Origin of the sequence: Castellaniella daejeonensis (assembly GCF_039523555.1) — a bacterium.
GTDB lineage: Bacteria > Pseudomonadota > Gammaproteobacteria > Burkholderiales > Burkholderiaceae_B > Castellaniella > Castellaniella daejeonensis.
The window spans coordinates 266,898-286,500 of the sequence record NZ_BAAAFN010000006.1 but is presented as its reverse complement, the minus strand read 5'-3'; the positions used below and the strand labels follow the sequence as shown (position 1 = coordinate 286,500).

Annotated in this window: 19 protein-coding genes; 11 read left to right on the top strand and 8 right to left on the bottom strand. The window is 69.7% G+C overall.

The features are described from left to right. The first annotated feature begins 105 nt into the window (after positions 1-105). From ABD022_RS03250 to ABD022_RS03230, 5 genes are all read left to right on the top strand, one after another. Positions 106-882, top strand: coding sequence for a GntR family transcriptional regulator (locus tag ABD022_RS03250; protein WP_325124128.1), 777 nt, complete (start codon positions 106-108; stop codon positions 880-882). Positions 883-907: 25 nt separating this feature from the next. After that, on the top strand, positions 908-1,837 hold the full coding sequence (puuE, locus tag ABD022_RS03245) for an allantoinase PuuE (protein WP_325124129.1): 930 nt from the start codon (positions 908-910) through the stop codon (positions 1,835-1,837). Between the two features lie 104 nt (positions 1,838-1,941). After that, positions 1,942-2,982, top strand: coding sequence for an allantoicase (alc, locus tag ABD022_RS03240; protein ID WP_425545195.1), 1,041 nt, complete (start codon positions 1,942-1,944; stop codon positions 2,980-2,982). A 2-nt stretch (positions 2,983-2,984) separates the two neighbouring features. Continuing rightward, positions 2,985-4,229, top strand: coding sequence for a M20/M25/M40 family metallo-hydrolase (locus ABD022_RS03235; RefSeq protein WP_343820028.1), 1,245 nt, complete (start codon positions 2,985-2,987; stop codon positions 4,227-4,229). 22 nt (positions 4,230-4,251) lie between these two features. Next, positions 4,252-4,485, top strand: a complete 234-nt coding sequence (locus tag ABD022_RS03230) for a SlyX family protein (RefSeq protein ID WP_325124131.1) — start codon at positions 4,252-4,254, stop codon at positions 4,483-4,485. Positions 4,486-4,508: 23 nt separating this feature from the next. On the opposite strand, the gene ABD022_RS03225 is transcribed toward ABD022_RS03230, so the two are convergent. Beyond that, on the bottom strand, positions 4,509-4,757 hold the full coding sequence (locus ABD022_RS03225) for a GlsB/YeaQ/YmgE family stress response membrane protein (protein WP_343820026.1): 249 nt from the start codon (positions 4,755-4,757) through the stop codon (positions 4,509-4,511). A gap of 235 nt (positions 4,758-4,992) precedes the next feature. Between ABD022_RS03225 and yghU the strand changes: the two genes are divergently transcribed. After that, entirely contained in the window at positions 4,993-5,859 is an 867-nt protein-coding gene (gene yghU, locus ABD022_RS03220; protein WP_343820025.1) for a glutathione-dependent disulfide-bond oxidoreductase, read from the top strand. Between the two features lie 52 nt (positions 5,860-5,911). Here yghU and ABD022_RS03215 read toward each other — a convergent pair whose 3' ends face one another. Next, entirely contained in the window at positions 5,912-6,703 is a 792-nt protein-coding gene (locus ABD022_RS03215; protein ID WP_343820023.1) for an SDR family NAD(P)-dependent oxidoreductase, read from the bottom strand. Positions 6,704-6,826: 123 nt separating this feature from the next. Between ABD022_RS03215 and ABD022_RS03210 the strand changes: the two genes are divergently transcribed. The 5 genes from ABD022_RS03210 (at position 6,827) to ABD022_RS03190 (ending at position 11,048) form a co-directional block, all read left to right on the top strand. Further along, positions 6,827-7,804, top strand: coding sequence for a LysR family transcriptional regulator (locus ABD022_RS03210; protein ID WP_343820021.1), 978 nt, complete (start codon positions 6,827-6,829; stop codon positions 7,802-7,804). Positions 7,805-7,816: 12 nt separating this feature from the next. Beyond that, positions 7,817-8,716, top strand: coding sequence for a carbohydrate kinase family protein (locus tag ABD022_RS03205; RefSeq protein WP_343820019.1), 900 nt, complete (start codon positions 7,817-7,819; stop codon positions 8,714-8,716). A gap of 127 nt (positions 8,717-8,843) precedes the next feature. After that, on the top strand, positions 8,844-9,782 hold the full coding sequence (locus ABD022_RS03200) for a sulfurtransferase (RefSeq protein ID WP_343820017.1): 939 nt from the start codon (positions 8,844-8,846) through the stop codon (positions 9,780-9,782). A gap of 8 nt (positions 9,783-9,790) precedes the next feature. After that, on the top strand, positions 9,791-10,870 hold the full coding sequence (locus tag ABD022_RS03195) for a YeeE/YedE thiosulfate transporter family protein (protein ID WP_343820015.1): 1,080 nt from the start codon (positions 9,791-9,793) through the stop codon (positions 10,868-10,870). Positions 10,871-10,883: 13 nt separating this feature from the next. Then, positions 10,884-11,048: a hypothetical protein gene (locus ABD022_RS03190; protein WP_343820013.1), complete on the top strand. Its 165-nt coding sequence runs from the start codon at positions 10,884-10,886 to the stop codon at positions 11,046-11,048. A gap of 55 nt (positions 11,049-11,103) precedes the next feature. On the opposite strand, the gene ABD022_RS03185 is transcribed toward ABD022_RS03190, so the two are convergent. The 6 genes from ABD022_RS03185 to ABD022_RS03160 are packed head-to-tail and all read right to left on the bottom strand — an operon-like array spanning position 11,104 to position 19,498. Then, on the bottom strand, positions 11,104-12,255 hold the full coding sequence (locus ABD022_RS03185; RefSeq protein ID WP_343820011.1) for an NAD(P)/FAD-dependent oxidoreductase: 1,152 nt from the start codon (positions 12,253-12,255) through the stop codon (positions 11,104-11,106). A gap of 47 nt (positions 12,256-12,302) precedes the next feature. Further along, positions 12,303-13,577 carry an NAD(P)/FAD-dependent oxidoreductase gene (locus tag ABD022_RS03180; RefSeq protein ID WP_343820009.1) on the bottom strand — a complete coding sequence of 425 codons (1,275 nt, stop codon included), beginning with the start codon at positions 13,575-13,577 and terminating at the stop codon, positions 12,303-12,305. A gap of 23 nt (positions 13,578-13,600) precedes the next feature. Continuing rightward, positions 13,601-15,004, bottom strand: coding sequence for a TolC family protein (locus tag ABD022_RS03175; RefSeq protein WP_343820007.1), 1,404 nt, complete (start codon positions 15,002-15,004; stop codon positions 13,601-13,603). Positions 15,005-15,015: 11 nt separating this feature from the next. Further along, the gene (locus ABD022_RS03170; protein ID WP_343820005.1) at positions 15,016-15,225 is read right to left on the bottom strand and encodes a YgaP-like transmembrane domain; all 210 of its coding nucleotides are present in this window, start codon (positions 15,223-15,225) and stop codon (positions 15,016-15,018) included. Next, positions 15,222-18,428, bottom strand: coding sequence for an efflux RND transporter permease subunit (locus tag ABD022_RS03165; protein ID WP_343820003.1), 3,207 nt, complete (start codon positions 18,426-18,428; stop codon positions 15,222-15,224). Before ABD022_RS03165 ends, ABD022_RS03170 begins: the two co-directional genes overlap by 4 nt. Then, on the bottom strand, positions 18,425-19,498 hold the full coding sequence (locus tag ABD022_RS03160; RefSeq protein WP_343820001.1) for an efflux RND transporter periplasmic adaptor subunit: 1,074 nt from the start codon (positions 19,496-19,498) through the stop codon (positions 18,425-18,427). The genes ABD022_RS03165 and ABD022_RS03160 overlap by 4 nt, the downstream gene beginning before the upstream one ends. Positions 19,499-19,603: the final 105 nt, after the last annotated feature.

The following is a 19,603-nucleotide window of genomic DNA, read 5'->3' as shown; positions in this document are numbered from 1 at the left end:
AGGATGGATTCGAATCATTGTGAACAATTTGTGTTGACGATTCTGGATCGGTACACAATAATTGTCAACAATTTTCGTCCTCAATCCATCCTGTCGTTTTCACCTATGGCCATGCTCCAACTGAAGCCCGCTCGCGCCACCCAGGACCTGAAGGCGCCGCGCGCCTCGTCGCTGCGCGGGACCCAGCCGGCCGGCGGGCCGTCGGACGTCGATCGCGTCTACGGGGAAATCTTCGACGCCGCGATGGACCGCCGGCTGCTGCCCGGCGCGAAGCTGACCGAATCCGCCCTGTGCTCCGCCTTCGACTGCTCGCGCGGCACGGTGCGCGCCGCGCTGGCGCGTCTGGCGCATGACAAGATCGTGGCGATCGAGCCCAACCGCGGCGCCTATGTCTGGCAGGCGACGCCCAAGGAAGTGCGCGATGTGTTCGCCATGCGCCGCGCGCTGGAATGCATCGTGATCGACATGCTGACGGCGCAGGATGACGTGGCCGACCGGCTCCTGCCCTTGCGCGAGATGGTCGATCGGGAACAGCGCGCCTTCGAGCAGGGCGATCGCATCAGTTGGCTGCGCCTGTCCAACGCCTTTCACGTCGAGCTCGCCCGCCTGCTCGACAATCAGGTGCTGATCGAGATGCTGGCCGGCCTGTGCGCCCGCACCACGCTGATCATCGCCCTGGGCGACACCGCCGAGGGCAGCGCCTGCTCGTACCTGGAGCACCGGGACATCCTGGACTGCATCGCCCGGCGCGACACGCAAGGCGCGCGGGCCGCCATGGATCATCACCTGGAAGACTGCGAGCAGCGGATGGATGTCGCGCCCGAAACCGGCGCCGATCCCTGGTCCGCGTTGCAGCGCCGCCCCCTGAACCCTTCGCTCTGAGCTTCATTCCACAGGAGACACTCTCATGGCAGCACAGCACTACCCTCGCGATCTCGCCGGCTATGGACGAACCCCCCCGCATGCCAACTGGCCGGGCCAGGCACGCGTGGCCGTGCAGTTCGTCGTCAACTATGAGGAAGGCGGCGAGAACTGCGTGTTGCATGGCGATCCGGGATCGGAACAGTTCCTGTCCGAGATCATCGGCGCGGCTGCCTATCCGGCCCGCCACCTGTCGATGGAATCCATCTATGAATACGGTTCGCGCACGGGCGTCTGGCGCATCCTGCGCGAGTTCGAGCGCCGCGGCCTGCCGCTGACGGTGTTCGGCGTGGGCATGGCGCTGGAGCGCAACCCCGAGGTCGCGCGCGCCTTCGTCGAACTGGGCCACGAAGTTGCCTGCCACGGCTACCGCTGGATCCACTACCAGGACGTGTCCGAGGACGTCGAGCGCGAGCATTTCCAGCGTTGCGTGGAAATCGTCACCAAGCTGCTCGGCCGCCATCCCGAAGGCTGGTACACCGGTCGCGACAGTCCCAACACCCTGCGCATCGTCGCCGAGGAAGGCAAGTTCCTGTACGACGCCGATTACTACGGCGACGACCTGCCGTTCTGGACCGAGGTCGACCTGGGCAACGGCAAGATCCACCCCCAGCTCATCGTGCCCTATACCCTGGATACGAACGACATGCGCTTCGCATCGCCCCAGGGCTTCAATACCGCCGATCATTTCTTCAGCTACCTGCGCGACGCGTTCGACGTGCTCTATGCCGAAGGCGAGACCACGCCGAAGATGATGTCGGTCGGCCTGCATTGCCGCCTGATCGGCCGCCCGGGCCGGTTCGCGGGCCTGCAGCGCTTCCTGGACCACATCCAGAAACACGACCGCGTCTGGATCGCCACCCGGGCCGACATCGCCCGCCACTGGGTGAAAGAACACCCCTACAAGCCCGCCTGAACCCGGGCCCCGACCCATCCCCGACCGGGCAACCGCCCGGGCTTTTCCGCCGGGCGCCTTCGGGCCGTCCCGGCGTGTTACCCAGACTCATTGGAGCGTATCCCATGGCTTCCCCCAATCTGCCTGTCGGCACCGTCATCGACGCCCCGTCCGTCGATCTGCCGGCCTTTGCGACCCGCCACCCGAATCTTGCCAGCGAAAGCCTGGGCGCCCGGGTGCTGTCCTGCTCGGACGAGTTCTTCGCTGCGGCGCAGCGCATGCTGCAGGACTCCGAACCCGTCTTCATCGTCGGCAAGTTCGACGACCATGGCAAGTGGATGGATGGCTGGGAGACCCGCCGCCGCCGCAATGGGGGCAACGATCACGCCATCGTCAAGCTGGGACTGCCGGGCACGATCAGGGGACTGGACATCAACACCAGCCATTTCACCGGCAATTTCCCGCCCGCCGCATCCGTGCAGGCCGCGTTTTGCGAAGGCGAGCCCGACGCCGGGACCGAATGGGTCGAACTCGTCGCAGCCCGCTCGCTGCAGGGCAATTCCCATCACTTCGTCGAGATCGACGACGGCCGGGTCTGGACCCATCTGCGCCTGAACATCTTTCCGGACGGCGGCGTGGCCCGCCTGCGCGTCTACGGCCAGCCGGCCTGCAACTGGGAGCAGCGCGACCCGGACGCCCTGTACGAGGTCTCGGCCCTGGCCAGCGGCGGGCGGGTCGTCGCCTACAGCGATGCCCACTTCGGCATGCCCACCAGCGTCATCAAGGCGGGCCGCGGAGTCAACATGGGCGATGGCTGGGAGACCCGCCGCCGCCGGGAGCCGGGCTACGACTGGCTGATCCTCGAACTGGGTCACCCCGTCACCGTGGAAAAGATCGAGATCGATACGGCGCACTTCAAGGGCAACTATCCGGACCGGGTCTCGGTCCAGGGTGCCCTGGTGGCCGAATCGACCGACCAGTCCCTGGTCACCCAGGCCATGTTCTGGCCCGAGCTGCTGGGCGAGCAGAAGACCGATATGGACAAGCAGCACTTCTACGAAGGCGAAGCCATCCGGAAGATCGGTCCGGTCTCGCACGTGCGCGTGAACATGTTCCCCGACGGAGGCATCAGCCGCGTGCGCATCTGGGGCCGGCTGGCGCGCTGACGATGGCAAGAACGATGCACGCCGACCTGCACGCCTGGGTGGATGCCCACTTCGATGAGCAGGTGGCGCTGCTGCAGCGCCTGGTCGCCGTGCCGACCGACACGCCGCCGGGCGACAACGCCCCGCATGCCGAGGCCGTGGCCGCCGTGGTCGAAGGCTGGGGCTGGGAAGTGGAGCGCCATCGCGTCCCCGACGAGGAGGTGCGGGCCTACGGCATGCGCAGCATCACCAACCTGATCGTGCGCCGCCGCTATGGCGAGGGCGGGCCCGTGCTGGCGCTCAACGCCCATGGCGACGTGGTGCCGCCGGGCGAGGGCTGGACCCGCGATCCCTACGGCGGCGAAATCGCGGATGGACGCCTCTATGGCCGGGCCTCGGCCGTCTCCAAGAGCGATTTCACGACCTACCTGCATGCCGTGCGGGCGCTGGAAGCCGTTGCGGCGCCCCTGAAGGGGGCGGTGGAACTGCACTTCACCTACGACGAGGAATACGGTGGGCTCAAGGGGCCGGGCTGGCTGCTGGAGCGCGGGTTGACCAGGCCGGACTATGCCGTCTGCGCCAGCTTCAGCCACGCAGTGGTCACGGCGCACAATGGCTGCCTGCAGTTCGAGATCGTCGTCAACGGCAAGGCCACGCACGGATCGGCGCCCGAGACGGGGCATGACGCCCTGCGGGCGGCCAGCCGCATCCTGGACGAAATCTACCGCCAGGCCGACGCGCTCGGCACCATCGCGTCCCGGATCGACGGCATCCGGCATCCCACCATGATCGTGGGCCGCATCGATGGCGGCACCAATACCAATGTGGTTCCGGGCAGGGTGGTGCTGAAGATGGACCGCCGCCTGATCCCCGAGGAAGATCCCGCCGAGGTCGAGGCCAGGGTGCGCGCCTTCATCGCCGCCGCCGTGGCCGGTATTCCGGGGATCGGCGTCGACGTGCGCCGCATCCTGCTGGCGCGGGCCTTGCGTCCGCTGCCCGGCCACGAAAAGCTGGTCGCCAGCCTGCAGCGGCATGCGCGCGCAGTGTTCGACGAGGACATCCCGGCCGTGGGTACGCCCCTGTACGCCGATGCCCGCCTGTATGCGGAACATGGCGTGCCGACCGTCATGTACGGCGCCGGGCCGCTCACCGTGATGGAGTCGCGCGCCAAGCAGGCCGACGAACACGTTATGCTGGAAGACTTGCGCGGCGCAACCCGGGTGGTGGCCAGCCTGCTGGCCGATTTCCTGTCTCCGGACGCCGCATGAACCCGCCGTCAGGACACTGGATATGAATGAAGCCGACATCGACCCTTCCACCGCTCTGGAAAAGCGGGTGGTGGACCTGGAGGTCAAGGCGGCGTACGCCGACGACCTGCTGGACCAGCTGAACCATGCGGTATTTCGCCAGCAGCAGCAGATCGAATCCCTGGCGCGCGAGCTGCTGGCCCTGCGTCAGCAGCTTGCGGCTGGCAGCACGCCCGGCCTGGGTGGCAGCGTCGACGAGCGGCCGCCGCATTATTAGCCCGGAGCCCCCGGGCAGGCGCGTCAGGATCGCTTGGCGATGAGCCCGTACACGCCCAGCACGATCAGGGCGCCCACGATGGAACCGATCCAGCCGGCGCCCTGGCCGGGCTCGTAGATGCCCAGTGCCGCGCCCAGGTAGCCGGTCACGATCGAGCCGACGATCCCCAGGACCGTGGTCAGGATCCAGCCCAGTTTCTGGTCGCCGGGCATGATGGCCCGCGCCAGCAGGCCGACGATGAAACCGACGACAATCATGCTGATGATTCCCATCCGCCACTCCTTTTGGGTTTCAATGATCTGGTGGGGCCATCATAGGGCCGGCCGGGGGATGCGTCCAGAAAAAGCGCATGCGTCGTGCGCCGTGGCCGGATCCGGTTCACAGGGGCGGCCGATGCTGTTACCGTAGAAGCTTTTGCCGCCGGGCCGCTCCTGGGCCGACAACGTCTCTTCGGGAGACGGCAGCAAGCCGAAGGCGCGGCGCGGGGGCTCGTCAGGAGCGTGCAGCATGAGTCAGTCGTCCGAGTACCAGCCGCCCAGGGTCTGGACCTGGAACCAGCCCAATGGCGGCCGGTTCGCCAACATCAACCGTCCCGTGTCGGGGCCGACACACGAGCGCGAACTGCCGGTGGGCCGGCATCCGTTGCAGCTCTATTCCCAGGGCACGCCCAACGGAGTCAAGATCACCATCATGCTGGAGGAACTGCTGGCGCAGGGTCATTCGGGCGCGGAATACGACGCCTGGCTGATCCGCATCGGCGAGGGCGATCAGTTCGGCAGCGGCTTCGTCGCCATCAACCCCAATTCCAAGATTCCGGCGCTGGTGGACCGCAGCGGCCCGGAACCCATCCAAGTGTTCGAGTCGGGGGCGATCCTGCTGCACCTGGCCGAAAAGTTCGGCGCCTTTCTGCCGGCCGGGCCGGCGGCCCGGGCCGAGTGCCTGTCCTGGCTGTTCTGGCAGGTCGGCAGCGCGCCGTACGTGGGGGGCGGGTTTGGCCATTTCTATGCCTATGCCCCCGTGAAGATCGAGTACGCCATCGACCGCTTCGCCATGGAAACCAAGCGCCAGCTGGATGTGCTCGACAAGCGCCTGGCGGACCATGAGTTCGTGGCGGGAGACAGCTACACCATCGCCGACATGGCGATCTGGCCCTGGTACGGCGGGCTGCTGCTGAACCAGGTCTACGGGGCGGCGGAATTCCTGTCGGCCGGCGATTATCGCCATGCGCTGCGCTGGGCCAGGGCCATCGGCGAACGCCCGGCGGTGCGGCGCGGCCGGATGGTGAATCGCACGTCCGGCGAGCCGTCCGAGCAGCTCTGGGAACGCCACGACGCGGCGGACTTCGACACCCGCACTCGCGACAAGGTCGCCTGATCACGGGGGCCGCCGCGCGGGCCGGCGGCTTGCGGAGCCGGCCCGGTACGGGTCAGAGCAGCATGCCTCCCGAGGCCTCGATCCTTTGGCCGGTGATCCAGGCGCTGCCGGGCGCCAGCAGCGCCGCGACGACGCCGCCGATGTCGTCCGCCTCGCCGACGCGGCCCAGGGCGGTGCTGCCGGCGATGGCGGCGTGGACCCGCGGGTCGTCGCGCACCACGCCGCCGCCGAAATCGGTGGCGATGGCGCCGGGTGCCAGGACGTTGACGCGGATGCCGCGCGGTCCCAGTTCCTTGGCCAGGTAGCGCGTCAGCACTTCGATCCCGCCCTTCATCATGGCGTAGGCCGCCTTGCCGGGGAACGAGAACCGGGTCAGGCCGCTGGAAACGTTCAGGATGCGGGCGTCGTCCGCCAGCAGCGGGACCAGCGCCTGGGTCAGGAAGAACACGCCTTTCAGGTGCACGTTCATCATCCGGTCGAATTGCGCCTCGGTGGTTTCCAGGAAGGCGGCGTCGATGCCGGTTCCGGCATTGTTCACCAGCGCGTCCAGGCGGTCCCGGCCGAAGGTGCCGCGCAGCCGCGCCGGCAGCGAGGCGGCCAGGGCGGGGAAGTCCTCCGTCCGGGCCGTGTCCAGCGGCAGGGCGAGCGCGGCGCGGCCCAGCGACTGGATTTCCTCAACGACCTCCCGGGCCAGGTCCTCGCGGGATTGGTAGGTCAGGACGATGTCCCATCCCGCCCGCGCCAGGTGCAGGGCGGAGGCGCGGCCCAGGCCCCGGCTGCCGCCGGTGATGAGGGCGAGGGGGTGCGGGACGGAGGGAGCGGCGTGGGGGGCGGTCGTGGTCATGGCGGATCTCCTGTAGGCGGGGTATTCGAGGCGGCCGGTCGCGATTTCCGGGCGTCCGTTGCGTGCGACGCCGGGCTTGCGGGCCGGATGAGGACACTATATTGTTTGAATCTGGATGGATAAATGGCCTTGATTCAACAATACATGTCGAATTTTTCGATCAATTCGGCTTCGCCAGGCTCCGCGCCCGCCTATACCCCTTCGGCCGAGGACCTGCGGATCTTCATCCGGGTCGCCACCCTGGGCAGTTTCACCCAGGCGGCGGAACAGCTCCGCCTGCCGCGCGCGACGGTGTCCACGGCCATTCAGCGCCTGGAAAAGCGCCTGGGCGCGCGGCTGCTCCAGCGGACCACGCGGCGGGTCGGCCTGACCGGGGACGGACAGGCCTTCCTGGAGCGGTGCGCGCCCGTGCTGGACGGTCTGGACGAGCTCGGCGGTTTCTTCCGGCGTCCGGACGGGCCGCTGGACGGCCGTTTGCGGGTCGGCATGCCCCTGGGCATGGCGGCGGGCCCGCTGATGGCCCGGTTGCCGGAATTCCTGGCGCGCCACCCGGCCTTGCGGATGGAAATCTCCAGTGCCGACCGGCGCGCCGACATGATCGTCGAGGGACTCGACTGCGTCATCCGGGTCGGCGCGGTGGTCGATGAATCGCTTGCCTGCCGTCCCCTGGGCGCGATGCCCCTGGGCAATTTCGCCAGCCCCGATTACCTGCGCGCCCACGGACGGCCGCTCGGCCCCGACGACCTGGCGCGCCACTGGCTGGTGGACTACCGCCCCAATGCCTCGGACGGGCCGGCGATGTTCGAATACCGGGATGCCGCCGGCCGCGTCGTCCGGGTGCCGATGCGGTCCCGGGTCACCGTGGACAACAGCGCGGCCTATGACGCCGCCTGCCGGGCGGGCCTCGGGCTGATCCAGGTGCCGCTGGCCAGCGCCGCGCGCGCGCCGGGACTGGTCGGCGTCCTGCCGGATTGTCCGCCGCCGCCGATGCCGGTTAATCTGTTGTTTCCCCATCACCGCCATCCGCCCCGGCGCATGCGCGTCTTCGCGGACTGGGCGGCGAATGTGCTGAAATCCCAGGCATCCCAGGCTGTTTTTTGAGCGGACAGATCCATGCAATTCACCACCATCGGCGCGGCCATCGTCGACATCGTCGTGTCCCGCGTCCAGCCCATGCGCGCCGCCAAGCAGGACGTGGAGCACATTGGCCTGTACGCCGGCGGGGGCGCGGTGAACGCCGCGCTGAACGTGGCCGCGCGCGGCGCCCACGTCACCGTCCATGCCTGCGTGGGCCGCGACCTGGAAGGCGACCTGCTGCGGGACATCCTCCGGCGCCACGGCATCCAGGCCGCCATCCCCGATCATGCGCTGCCCACGGGCAAGGCCGTGGTGATGGTGGACGAGACCGGCGCGGCGCGCGCCTACGCGCAGCGCGGCGCCAGCACCTGGGTCGGGGAACAGGGCTTTCCCGGCCTGGAGTCGGCGGACGTCGTCTACGTGACGGGCCTGTCGCTGGAATCCCAGGCCTGGCTGGAACAGGCCCTGGCGCGCATGGCCGCGTCGCGCCACCGGCTGGTGGTGACGCCCGGCGCGCGCCAGCTGGCCGATCCCCGCGCCCTGCGCGGCCTCTGGGAACGGGCCGACCTGCTGTGCGTCAACGCCCGCGAAGCCGCCCGGCTGTGCGGGGACGTGTCCCTGGATACCGACGCCCCCGCGCCGGACGTCGCCCGGGACCTGGCGCGGCGGCTGCTGCGCCGGCCCGGCCAGTCCGTCCTGGTGACGCTGGGGCAGGGCGGCGCCCTGTTCCATGACGGCGAACAGGGCCATTTCCATCCCGCGCGGATCGTCGTTCCTCAGTCCACCATCGGCGCGGGCGACGCCTTCGCTTCCGCCTTCGTCCACGCCTGGGCCGGCGGGGCCGCGCCGATGGACGCGCTCGCCGCCGCCGCCGACAGCGCCGCCCGGGTGATCCAGGTGATCCCCGCCAACCTCGCCGGCCCGCTGCGAGCCTGAGGACCGCGTGGCGAGGATCGCATGCCGCCGGTGTTCGATATAACTTGAGGTTTTATATGTATCGCTTGCCGTGCGATCGAATCTGGGAGAATGAACGATCGCTTTCTTGTTTCCCAAAGGCATCGTCATGAAATCCCTGTCCGCCCGCCTGGGCGCGCTCTTCCTCGCTCTCGGGGCCTCCTCGGCCGCCTGGTCGGCCCAGCCGCTGCTGACGCCGGCCGAACTGGACGCCGTCCGGCAGCAGCCGTCGGTGCGGGTCATCGACATCCGTCCGCCCGACGCCTACGCCGCCGGCCACATTCCCGGCGCGGTGTCGGCGCCTTACGGCCAGTGGCGCGGGCCGGCGGACAATCCCGGCCAGCTGCCGCCGCTGGACAGGCTGACGCAACTGGTCCGCAGCCTGGGCGTCGACCGGGACACGCACGCGGTGGTGATCTCGTCGGGGGCCGACGGCACCGACTTCGGCGCCTCGGCGCGGGTGTACTGGACCCTGAAATACCTGGGCCTGAAGGAACTGTCCGTCCTGAATGGCGGGCTGAAGGCCTGGGCGGACGCCGGCCTGCCGCGGGACCAGGCGGCGCCCTCGGTCGCCGCGACGGCCTTCGAGCCGGAACTGAACGAATCCATCATCGCCACCACCGAGCAGGTGGCCGCGCAGGTCGGCAACCCGCAGACCCGGCTGGTGGATGCCCGGCCGCTGGACTTCTACCTGGGCAAGGTCAAGGCGCCGACGGCGCAGGTGCCCGGCACGATCCAGGGCGCGGTCAACGTCGAAAACGGCCGCTGGTTCAAGCCCGGCACCTCGATCTTCGTCTCGGCCGACGAAGCGCGCAGGATCGCCGCCGAACTCCTGCCCGACCCGAAGTCCGAAACGATCTCGTTTTGCAACACCGGCCATTGGGCGGCCACCGACTGGTTCGCGCTGTCCGAGATCGTCGGCCAGAAGAACGTGCGGCTGTACCCCGAATCCATGGCCGAATGGTCCCAGGACCCGAACCGGCCGATGGAGCACGTGCCCGGCCGGGGCAGCCAGATCCTGGACAAGCTGAAGGGCGTGTTCGGTTGAGCTGACGCATGAAACGACTCCCTCTCGCGGTCCTGATCCTCGCGTTCTGCGTCTTCCTCGCCTGGTCGGTGGCCTTGCGCCAGGCGCTGCTGTTTCTCGTCGGCATCGGCCTGGGGGCGGTGCTGGCGGGCGCGCGCTTCGGCTTCACCACCGGCTGGCGGCGGCTGATCGAGCAGCGCGACCCGTCCGGCGTGCTGGCGCAACTGGTGCTGCTGGCGGTCGCGGCGGCGGTGTCCATGCCCCTGCTGGCCGCCTATCCGACCGACCTGGGAGCCGCCCTGGGACCGCCCAGCGTCAGCCTGATCGTGGGCGCCTTCGTCTTCGGCGCCTGCATGCAGGTCGCCGACGGCTGCGGTTCGGGCACGCTGTACAAGGCGGGCCTGGGCATTCCCCTGAACATGGCGATCCTGCCGCTGTTCGCGATCGGCAGCTTTCTGGGCTCGGCCACGCTGGACCGCTGGCTGGCCCTGGGGGCCCTGCCGCCCTACGGCCTGGTGGCGCATTTCGGCGCGCCCGCCGCACTGCTGCTGACGCTGGCCGGCCTGGCCCTGGTCGGCCTCGGCGTGGTGCGCTGGGCCGGCCGCGCGGCGCCGTTGTGGAACCGCAAGCTGCTGTGGGGCGCCGTGCTGCTGGCGGCGCTGGCGGTGCTGAACCTGGTGATCGCCGGCCAGCCCTGGGGCATCGTCTATGGCTTCGGCCTGTGGGCGGCCAAGATCGCCACGGCCGCGCACCTGTTCGACCCGTCGGCCAACGCCTTCTGGAGCGAGCCGGTCAACGCGGCGACGCTGGCGCAGTCGGTCTTCCTCGACGTGACCTCGATCACCAACATCGGCATCCTGGCGGGCGCCCTGTGGATCGCGGCGGGCAAGCCGGCCGCCGCCGCCAGGCCCATGAACGGGACGCAATGGGCCGTGGGCCTGGCCGCCGGCCTGCTGCTGGGCTACAGCTCGCGGCTGGCCTTCGGCTGCAACATCGGCGCCATGGTCAGCGGGATCTCCACCGGCAGCCTGCACGGCTGGATCTGGGTGCCCATGGCCTTCCTGGGGTCGCTCATCGGCGTGCGCGTGCGCCGCCGCTACGCTTTCTGAAGGGGCAACCGCCATGCATTTCCGATTCCTGGCCGCCGCCTTCTGGATCGCGCTCGTGGGCTTCTTCGCCTGGGACTGGACGCACAGCGCGCCGGTCAACGTGCGCACGGAGCCGCCGCTGATCGCGGCGGGTTCGGGCGTGGCGCCCAGCGGCGGGCATTGCGCCTCGACGTTCTGATCCCGGGGGGCCTCCGTTCCGGCGCCCGCAGCGGCGGCCGTGACACCCCCCCGGGCTACCGGGGGGCGCCTGCTCGCAGGCCGTCCAGATAACGGGCCTCGAACCGTTTCTTGGCCCAATGGAGCAGGCGCGAACCGGGCAGCATCCATGACCGGCGCGCGCCGCGGTAGACCAGCGTGCCCGTGTCCAGCGCGTCGATCACGCACAGGAGTTCCGGCCGGGGCCGTGCGCGCGGCGTCGAGCCCTCCAGTTCGGCCAGCAGGTTCCGCACGGCCGCCGCGGCCTGCAGTTCCGCCATGTGGGCCTGCTTGGGCAGCCAGTCGGGGCCTGGATAGCTGCCGGCGTCCCCGGCGACATAGACGCGTCGCGCTTCCCGGACGCGGCAGTGGGCGTCCGCCTGGAAGAAGCCGCCGGGCGACAGGGGCAGGCCGCTGGCCTCGGCCCAGTCCGGCCCGGTCATGCCGGGCATGAACAGGATCAAGTCGGCGGGGATCGGGCCGCCCGCCGTTTCCACGCCCTCGCGGGTGAATGCCCGGGGCGGATGCCCCAGGGCGAGGCGGATGCCGCGCGCCCGCATCCCGGCGAGCAGGGCCGTGACGGCCCGTTCGCCCAGCCGCTGGCCCGGCCGTTCGCTGGCGTGGAAGAAGGTCAGTTCGAACCGTTCCCGGCATCCCCGCCGCCGCAGCCAGGTGTCGATCCCGAACAGCAGCTCGAACACGGGGCCGCCGCGCATGGCCGCCGGTTCGTGGGGATTGGCGCCGAAGCCGAAGGCCAGGCGGCCCCGGTCCATGGCCACCAGCTGCTCGCGGATCGCCTGGGCCGCCTCGGTGCCCGCGCACGGAACGTGGGCGTGCTCGATGCCCGGCAGCTTGCGGATGAAACGTCCGCCCGTGGCGATGATCAGGCCGTCGTTGGGGACCTCGCCCCGGTCGGTCAGCACGCGGCGTCCGCCGTCGGCCAGGCCCATGGCCCGCGCCGCCAGGAACGTCACCCGGTGCCGTCGCAGGAAACCCTCCAGGGGCATGCGCAGCGCTTCCGCGTCGCGCAGGCCCGTGGGGATCCAGATCAGGCTGGGCTGGTAGACGAATTCCGGCGCCGGGGCCACCAGGGTGAGCCGGATGCCCGGCGCGCGCCGGCGGATTTCGCGGATGGCTTTCAGGGCCGCGAATCCCGCGCCCAGGATGACGATGCGGGCATCAGCGGGCATGGCGGGACCTCCCCGGGAAGGCCGGGGCGGGGATCCGACGCCGGCCGTCATTTTTCCAGGCGGATGACGCCGAGCGCCTTGAGCACGTATTTTTCATAGATCGGTTCCGAGGTTCCCTGCCGCATCTTGCGCATGAAGTATTTTTCGAAGGCCACCTTGGCCAGGTGCACCCATTTCCCCTTCTTGAACCAGTTGACGTTGCGGGGAGGGATCTGGGGCAGCGCCACGAAAGCGGCGCCGGTGTCGCCCATGTCCGCCAGGCAGATGGCGTTCCAGGTGCCCTTGGCCGTCGCCGGCCTGCCCGCCAGATCCGCCGCGATGTTGTGGGCGATGGCGCTGACCATGGTTTCGATCATGTAGCCGGTCTTGGGCGCTCCGGTGGGCACGGGCGTGGTTTCCACCGGTGGGATCGCCACGCAGACGCCGGCGGAAAAAATGTTGCGGTATTGCCTGCTGCGCTGGTGTTCGTCGACCAGGACGAAGCCGCGCGGGTTGCACAGGCCGGGCACGGCGGCCACGGCGTCCACGCCCTTGAAGGCCGGCAGCATCATGGCCATCCTGAACGGCAGCTCGTGTTCCTTGCGGGGCTCCCCCTCGTCGTCGACTTCCGTGACGAACATCCTGTCGGCCTCCACCCGGGTCGTCCTGGCGTTGACGATCCACTGGATGTCCAGGTTGCGGAAATCGCTCTCGATCATGCCCTTGCTGTCGCCCACGCCGCCCAGGCCCATGTGGCCGACGTAGGGTTCGCTGGTCACGAAGGTCATGGGCACCTTGTTGCGCAACTTGCGCCGGCGCAGATCGGCCGCGACGATGAAGGCGAATTCGTAGGCGGGGCCGAAGCAGCTTGCGCCCGGCATGGCGCCGATGACGATGGGCCCGGGGGCCTTCAGGAATTCCTGGTATTCCGCCCACCATTTCTCGGCGTGGTCCACCGTGCAGATGGAATGCGTATGACCGTCGATGGGCCCGGCGCCGGGCACTTCGTCGAAAGCCAGCTTCGGGCCCGTGGCGATGACCAGGTAGTCGTATCCGAGCGTCATGCCGTCCTCGAGCGTCAGCGTGTGGCCGTCCGCGTCGATGCCCGTCACCCGTCCCGCGATGAAGCCGATGTCCTTTTTCCGCAGGAGCGGCGCGATTTCCATCGTGACCGCGGCGCGCGTGCGCCAGCCCACGGCGACCCATGGGTTCGATGGCACGAACTGGAAATGGTCCGTCGCGTTGACGACCGTGATCTTGTGCCCGGACTCGATCAGGCTCCGGATCTCGTAGGCGGCCGGCATGCCGCCGATGCCGGCGCCCATGATGACGATGTGTGCCATGGTGTTGTCTCCTCGTGTCGTTTTTATCTGTTGGCCGTTTCAGGGCAGTGCGTGCCGCGCAGGACGCAGTTGGCCGCGGCCAGTTCATGCCGGCCCAGGCTTCCGGCCAGCGACTGCAGCTCCAGCCGGTCGATGACGAGATCCGCCAGGGCCTGATGGAGATCCAGTTCGGCTTGGGCCAGGGCCTGTTCGGCGTCCAGCTGGTCCAGCAGGGTGCGGTCGCCCGCCTCGACGCCCAGCCGGGTCGCGTCGCGTCGCGCCGCGCCGGCCCGCAGCGCCTGGCGCAATGCATGGATGCGGGCCGGCCCCGTCTCCAGGCTCAGCCATGCGGCCTGGGTCCGCAGGTTCAGGCGTTGCTGCATCGATGAAATCCGGAAACGCGCGCCGTCGCGTTCCGCCAGGGCCTCGCGGTACCGGGCGTCGCGCATGCCGCCCGTGTAAAGGGGGATCCGCAATTCCAGGCCGACGGACCATTGCGTCGCCGCGTAGCCCGCGTCGCCGTACTGTCCGGCGCCGCTCAGGTGCGTGCGGCCCGCCGCGCCGACCAGGCTCAGCGTGGGCTGGGCGATGGCGCGCAGGCCCTCGGCGTGTTCGGCGGCCATGGCCGCCGTCTCCAGCGCCTGGCGCAATTCGGGGCTGGCCTTGCCGATCCGGTCCAGCCAGGCCGACAGCGGCTGGTCGGGCCGGGCCGTGAGCGCGGGCGCGTCTTCCCGGAGCGGCGCCAGTCCCTTCGCGGGCAGACCGGACGCCTGGGTGAAGGCGGACCGGGCGAGTTCCAGTTGCGTGGCGGCCAGGTCCACCTGGGTGTCGATCTGGCCCAGCCGGGCTTCGGCTTCGTGGGTGTCGAGAATGGAGGCGTCACCGGCCCGATAGCGGGCGCGCGCCTGTTCCAGCAGCCGCTCCACGGCGCGTTTCTGGGATTGCAGCGCGTCGAGCCGCCGCATGCCCGTCAGGACGTCGAAATAGCGTCGGGCGATGCGCAGCGCGGCCTGCTGTTCGGCGATGGTCCAGGCCGCCTCGGCCTGCATGGAGGCATGGCGCAATTGCCGCGCCTGGGCGTCGCGCCCCAGGTCGATCAGGGGCTGGCGCAACTGGACGCCGTATTCCGATCGGGCGCCATTGCGGATCGACGTGTCGAAATCCGCTCCGTCCATGGCGCCGAGTCCGGCCGCCGAGAAATGGGCGCCCCGGGTCTGGCTTTCCTGGGTTGCGCGTCCCACGGAAACCTGGGCCTCCAGCGTGGGGCGCCAGAGGCTGTCCGCCTGGTCGGCGCGCGCCTGGCCCGCCAGCAGGCCCTGGCGGGCCTCGGCGAGTTCCGGGTCGTGCGTTTGCGCGGCCTGCCAGGCCTGGAGCAGGTCGGTCGCCCGGGCGCCCGGCGCGCAGGCGAGCGCCAGCGCGGCCGCCAGCGCGAGCGCGATGCGACGCATGGATGGCGCCATCAGTCGCCCCGGCGCGCGCCCAGGCGGTGCATGATGCGCTCCAGCAGGCACCATTTGGTCACGCCGCTTTGCAGGATGTTCAGGCCGACGAAAACCGTGAAGGCCAGCCACCACTGGCTGTGGAACCAGGGGCTGGCGGGGGCGCCCAGCAGCAGCGACAGCAGGATGAAGAGGCCCGCGAGGACGCGGACGAGTTGCCAGGAAGTCATGAGGGGTCTCCTTGAGGAACGAGGGTGTGGGCGCGCCTGTGGAAGGCGCTGAAAAAAAGGACCGGGATGATGAGCAGCGTCAGCGCCGTGGAGATGGCGATGCCCGAAATCAGGGCGATCGCCAGGCCGCTGAAGATCGGATCGTCCAGGATGAAGAAGGCGCCCAGCATCGCGGCCAGGCCGGTCAGCAGGATGGGCTGGGCGCGGGTGGCCGCGGACTCCACGACCGCCTGCGCGAAGCCGGATCCTTCGCGCAGGCGCATCAGGATGAAGTCCACCAGCAGGATGGAATTGCGCACGATGATGCCCGCCAGGGCGATCATGCCGATCATGCTGGTGGCGGTGAACTGCTTGCCCATCAGGGCGTGGCCCGGCATCACGCCGATCAGCGTGAGGGGGATGGGCGCCATGATGATGAGCGGCATCAGGTAGGAGCCGAAGTGCGCGACCACGAGCAGATAGATCAGCAGCAGGCCCACCGCGTAGGCCAGCCCCATGTCGCGGAAGGTCTCGTAGGTGATCTGCCATTCGCCGTCCCATTTGATGGCGTAGCCGCCGTAGGCGTCCTCCGGCTGGTGGGTGAAGAATTCCGTCAGCGGCTGTCCATCGGGCGTTTTCAGCCGTTTCAGGGCCGCGCGCGCCGCGAACATGCCGTACAGCGGACTGTCGATCCGTCCGGCCATGTCCGCGGTCACGTACTGGACCGGCAGCAGATCCTTGTGATGGATCGGCTGTTCCCGCGTGGTCCGGATTTCCCGGACCAGTTCTCCGATCGGCGCCATCGCGCCGTCCGCGGCCCGGACGGGCAGGCGCAGCAGCGCGCCGGGATCCCCCTGATATTCCGGCGGCAGGCCCAGCACGATGGCCGTGGGCCGGGAGTGGCCGTCGCGCAGGATGCCGACGCGCATGCCGCTCAATCCGGCCTTCAGGGTCTGGATGACGGCTTCCTGCGAAACGCCCGCCTGGGCCGCGCGTTCGCGGTCCACGGCCAGCACGATCCGTGGGGCGGAGGCCATGCGGCTGTCGTCGATGTCCACCATGCCCTCGGTCCGTTCGAACACCTTGCGCACGGCGCCGGCCAGTTCATGTCGTCCGGCCGGGTCCGGGCCGTAGATTTCCGCCACGATGGGCGCCTGGACGGGAGGGCCCGGAGGCACTTCGACGACCTGGATGTCGGCGCCGAGGCGGGAGGCCGTTTCCCGCAGAATCGGCCGGATGCGCATGGCGATGTCGTGGCTTTGTGCGTCCCGCCCGGACTTGTCCACCAGGTTGACCTGGATGTCGCCGAGCGCCGGGTCGCGCCGCAGGTCGTACTGGCGGACCAGGCCATTGAAGTTGATGGGCGAGGCCGTGCCGGCGTAGGTCTGGATGTCGGTGACTTCGGGCTCGGCCAGGACCCGGTCGCCGAGCGCCTGCAAGACGGCGTTGGTCCGTTCCAGCGGGGTGCCGGCCGGCATCCTGACCATGACCTGGAACTCGGACTTGTTGTCGAACGGCAGCATTTTCAGTTCCACCCAGCCGAGCACGGGCATCAGCATCGACCCGAGGACCAGACCCAGGGTGGCCAGGCCCAGCCAGACGCGGTTGCGCCCGGCGCGGGGCGCCGTCAGAAAGGGCGCCATCAGGCGCTGGAAGAACCGCGGCGCGCGGCCGGGGCCCGCGTGTGGGCGGGCCGGCGCGCTCATGCGCTTGGCCAGCCAGGGGGTCAGCGTCAGGGCGATGCCCAGGGAGATCAGCATGCCCATGCTGGCGTTGATCGGGATCGGGCTCATGTAGGGGCCCATCAGGCCCGTGACGAAGGCCATGGGCAGCAATGCGGCGATGACGGTGAAAGTGGCCAGGATGGTCGGGCCGCCGACTTCGTCCACGGCCATCGGGATGCGGTGCGCCGCGGGGCGTCCGGGATGCAGGCCGGCATGCCGGTGGATGTTCTCGACGACGACGATGGCGTCATCCACCAGGATGCCGATGGAGAAGATCAACGCGAACAGCGAAACCCGGTTCAGGGTGAATCCCCAGGCCCAGGAGGCGAACAGGGTGGTGGCCAGGGTCAGGCCGACCGCCAGGCCGACGATGACGGCTTCACGCCAGCCCAGAGCCAGCAGGACCAGCAGGACCACCGACAGGGTGGCGAAGATCAGTTTGTGGATGAGCGTCCCGGCCTTTGCGTCGGCGGTGGCTCCGTAATTGCGGGTTTCCGTGACCTGGACGTCGGGCGGAATGAGGGCGTTGCGCAGTTCGTCCACGCGGCGCATCAGGGCGTTGGACACGTCGATGGCGTTTTCGCCGGGCTTCTTCGTGATGGCGAGCGTCACGGCGGTCTCGGCGTCCCCGCCGCGCCCGGCCGCGCGGTAGCCGACGTAGCTGTCGGGGGGCGGCGGCCCTTCTTCGACGCGGGCGATTTCCCGCAGGCGCACGGGACGCCCGTCGCGGCGCGCCACGATCAGTTCGGCGACGTCCTCGACCGAATGCAGGAACTGGCCCGCGTCCACCGTCAGGCTCCGGTTGGCGGCGATCCAGTCGCCCGCGTGCAGGCGATGATTGGCGTCGTCCAGGATCCGGGCGATGTCCTGGGTCGTCACGCCGGCGGCCGCCATGCGGCCGGCATCCAGGTTCACGCGGACCGTGTTGTCGGCTCCGCCGATCAGCCAGACGTCGCGCGTGCCGGGGACGCGTTTCAGTTCGGGCTCGATGCCGCGGGCGATCCATTCCAGGTCGCGCGGGGATTTGTCCGCGGCGTGCAGCGTCAGCGCGACGATGGGGACGTCGTCGACGCCGCGCGGCCGGACCACGGGCGGCTGGATGCCGAGCCCCGGCGGCATCCAGGCGGACGATTCCGTCCGCAGCGTGTCGTGCAGGCGCACCAGCGCCTCGGTGCGCGGGATGCCGACCTCGAACTGGACGGTCAGCACGGCCTGTCCGGGCATGGACATCGATGTGACGTGCTCGGTGCCTTCCATCCGGGCCAGGATGCGTTCTCCGGGCGTGGCGATGACGCGCTCGACGTCTCCGGACGAGGCTCCCGGCCATGCCACCATGATCGTGGCCATGGTGACGTCGATCTGGGGCTCTTCCTCGCGGGGCGTGACCGCGAGCGCGAACAGTCCGGCCAGCAGCAGGGCCAGCGCGAGCAGGGGCGTCAGGCGGTTGTCCTGGAACAGGGCCGTGATGCGCCCGGCGATACCCGGCGTCGTGGTCTTCATGGCCTGCGGTCTTCCAGAGACATGCTGCCCGGTTCCGGCACGATGGATTCTCCTTCGACCAGTCCGCTCAGGATTTCGACGCGGTCGCCGTCCCGCGATCCCGGACGGACCTGGCGCAGGCGGGGCATGCCGTTCGCGTCCAGCACGTAGACGCCGGACAGATCGCCTCGGCGGACCACGGCGCCGGCCGGCACCCACAGGCGGATGCGGGTGGTGCCATCGAGGTCGATCCCGATGCGCACCGGCGTGCCGGGCGCGGGGCCGCGCACGCCGGGCGGCAGGGCCAGCCGGATGGTGCCGGTCAGGCTGGCGGCGTCCCGCGCGGGCAGGACCTGGACGGGCAGGGTCGCGGGCAGATCGGGAAAGCCCGGGGGCCATTCGACGTGAGCGCGGGGCGCCAGCTGGCCGATGTGGCGCTGGGGCACGGCGGCCTGGATCCTCAGCGCGCCTGGATCGAAGAGCGTGGCCAGCGGCTGGCCCGGCATGACCATGTCGCCCGGATGGGCGTCCAGGCGGCCGATCAGGCCGTCGTGCGGCGCCCTGAGCGTGAAGTGGTCGTGGTGGGTCTGCGCGGCCGCCGCCTGGGCGTGCCGGGCCGCGGCCTGCGCCCGGGCCGTTTCCGCGCGGGCCCGGGCCTGCTGGTAGGCGGCCTGGCTGATGTAGCGCTGCGCGTACAGGGTTTCACGGCGCCGCAGTTCGGTCTGCGCCAGGGCGAGTTCCGCGTCCGCTTCGCGGATCAGGGCCTGGGCCGCCCGCTGCGCCTGTCCGGCTTCCTGGCCGTCCAGGCGCAGCAGCACCTGCCCGGCATGGACCGCGTCGCCGGCCTGGATGTTCACGGCGGTGACCGTTCCGGTCACCTGGGCCGCCAGCGTGGCTTCGCGGATGGCCTGGATCGTGCCGTCGAGATTCAGGCGGTCGGGGGCTGACAGGGCGCTGACCTGGACGGCCCGCGGCGGAGGAAGGGCCTGGGCGGCCAGCGCGGTCCCCGCGCATAGCAGGCCGAACCCGGCCCAAAGGACGAACCGGGAGGGGGCGGGCCGGGCGGATGAGGGCGGACGGTGTGCGGACATGGTTCCCGTGTCTTCGGTGGATACGGCATCGGATTCGATGTTATTATTTAACTAATCACGCAAATAGTCAATTAGACACATCATTGATCTGTCGGGATCAGCGGG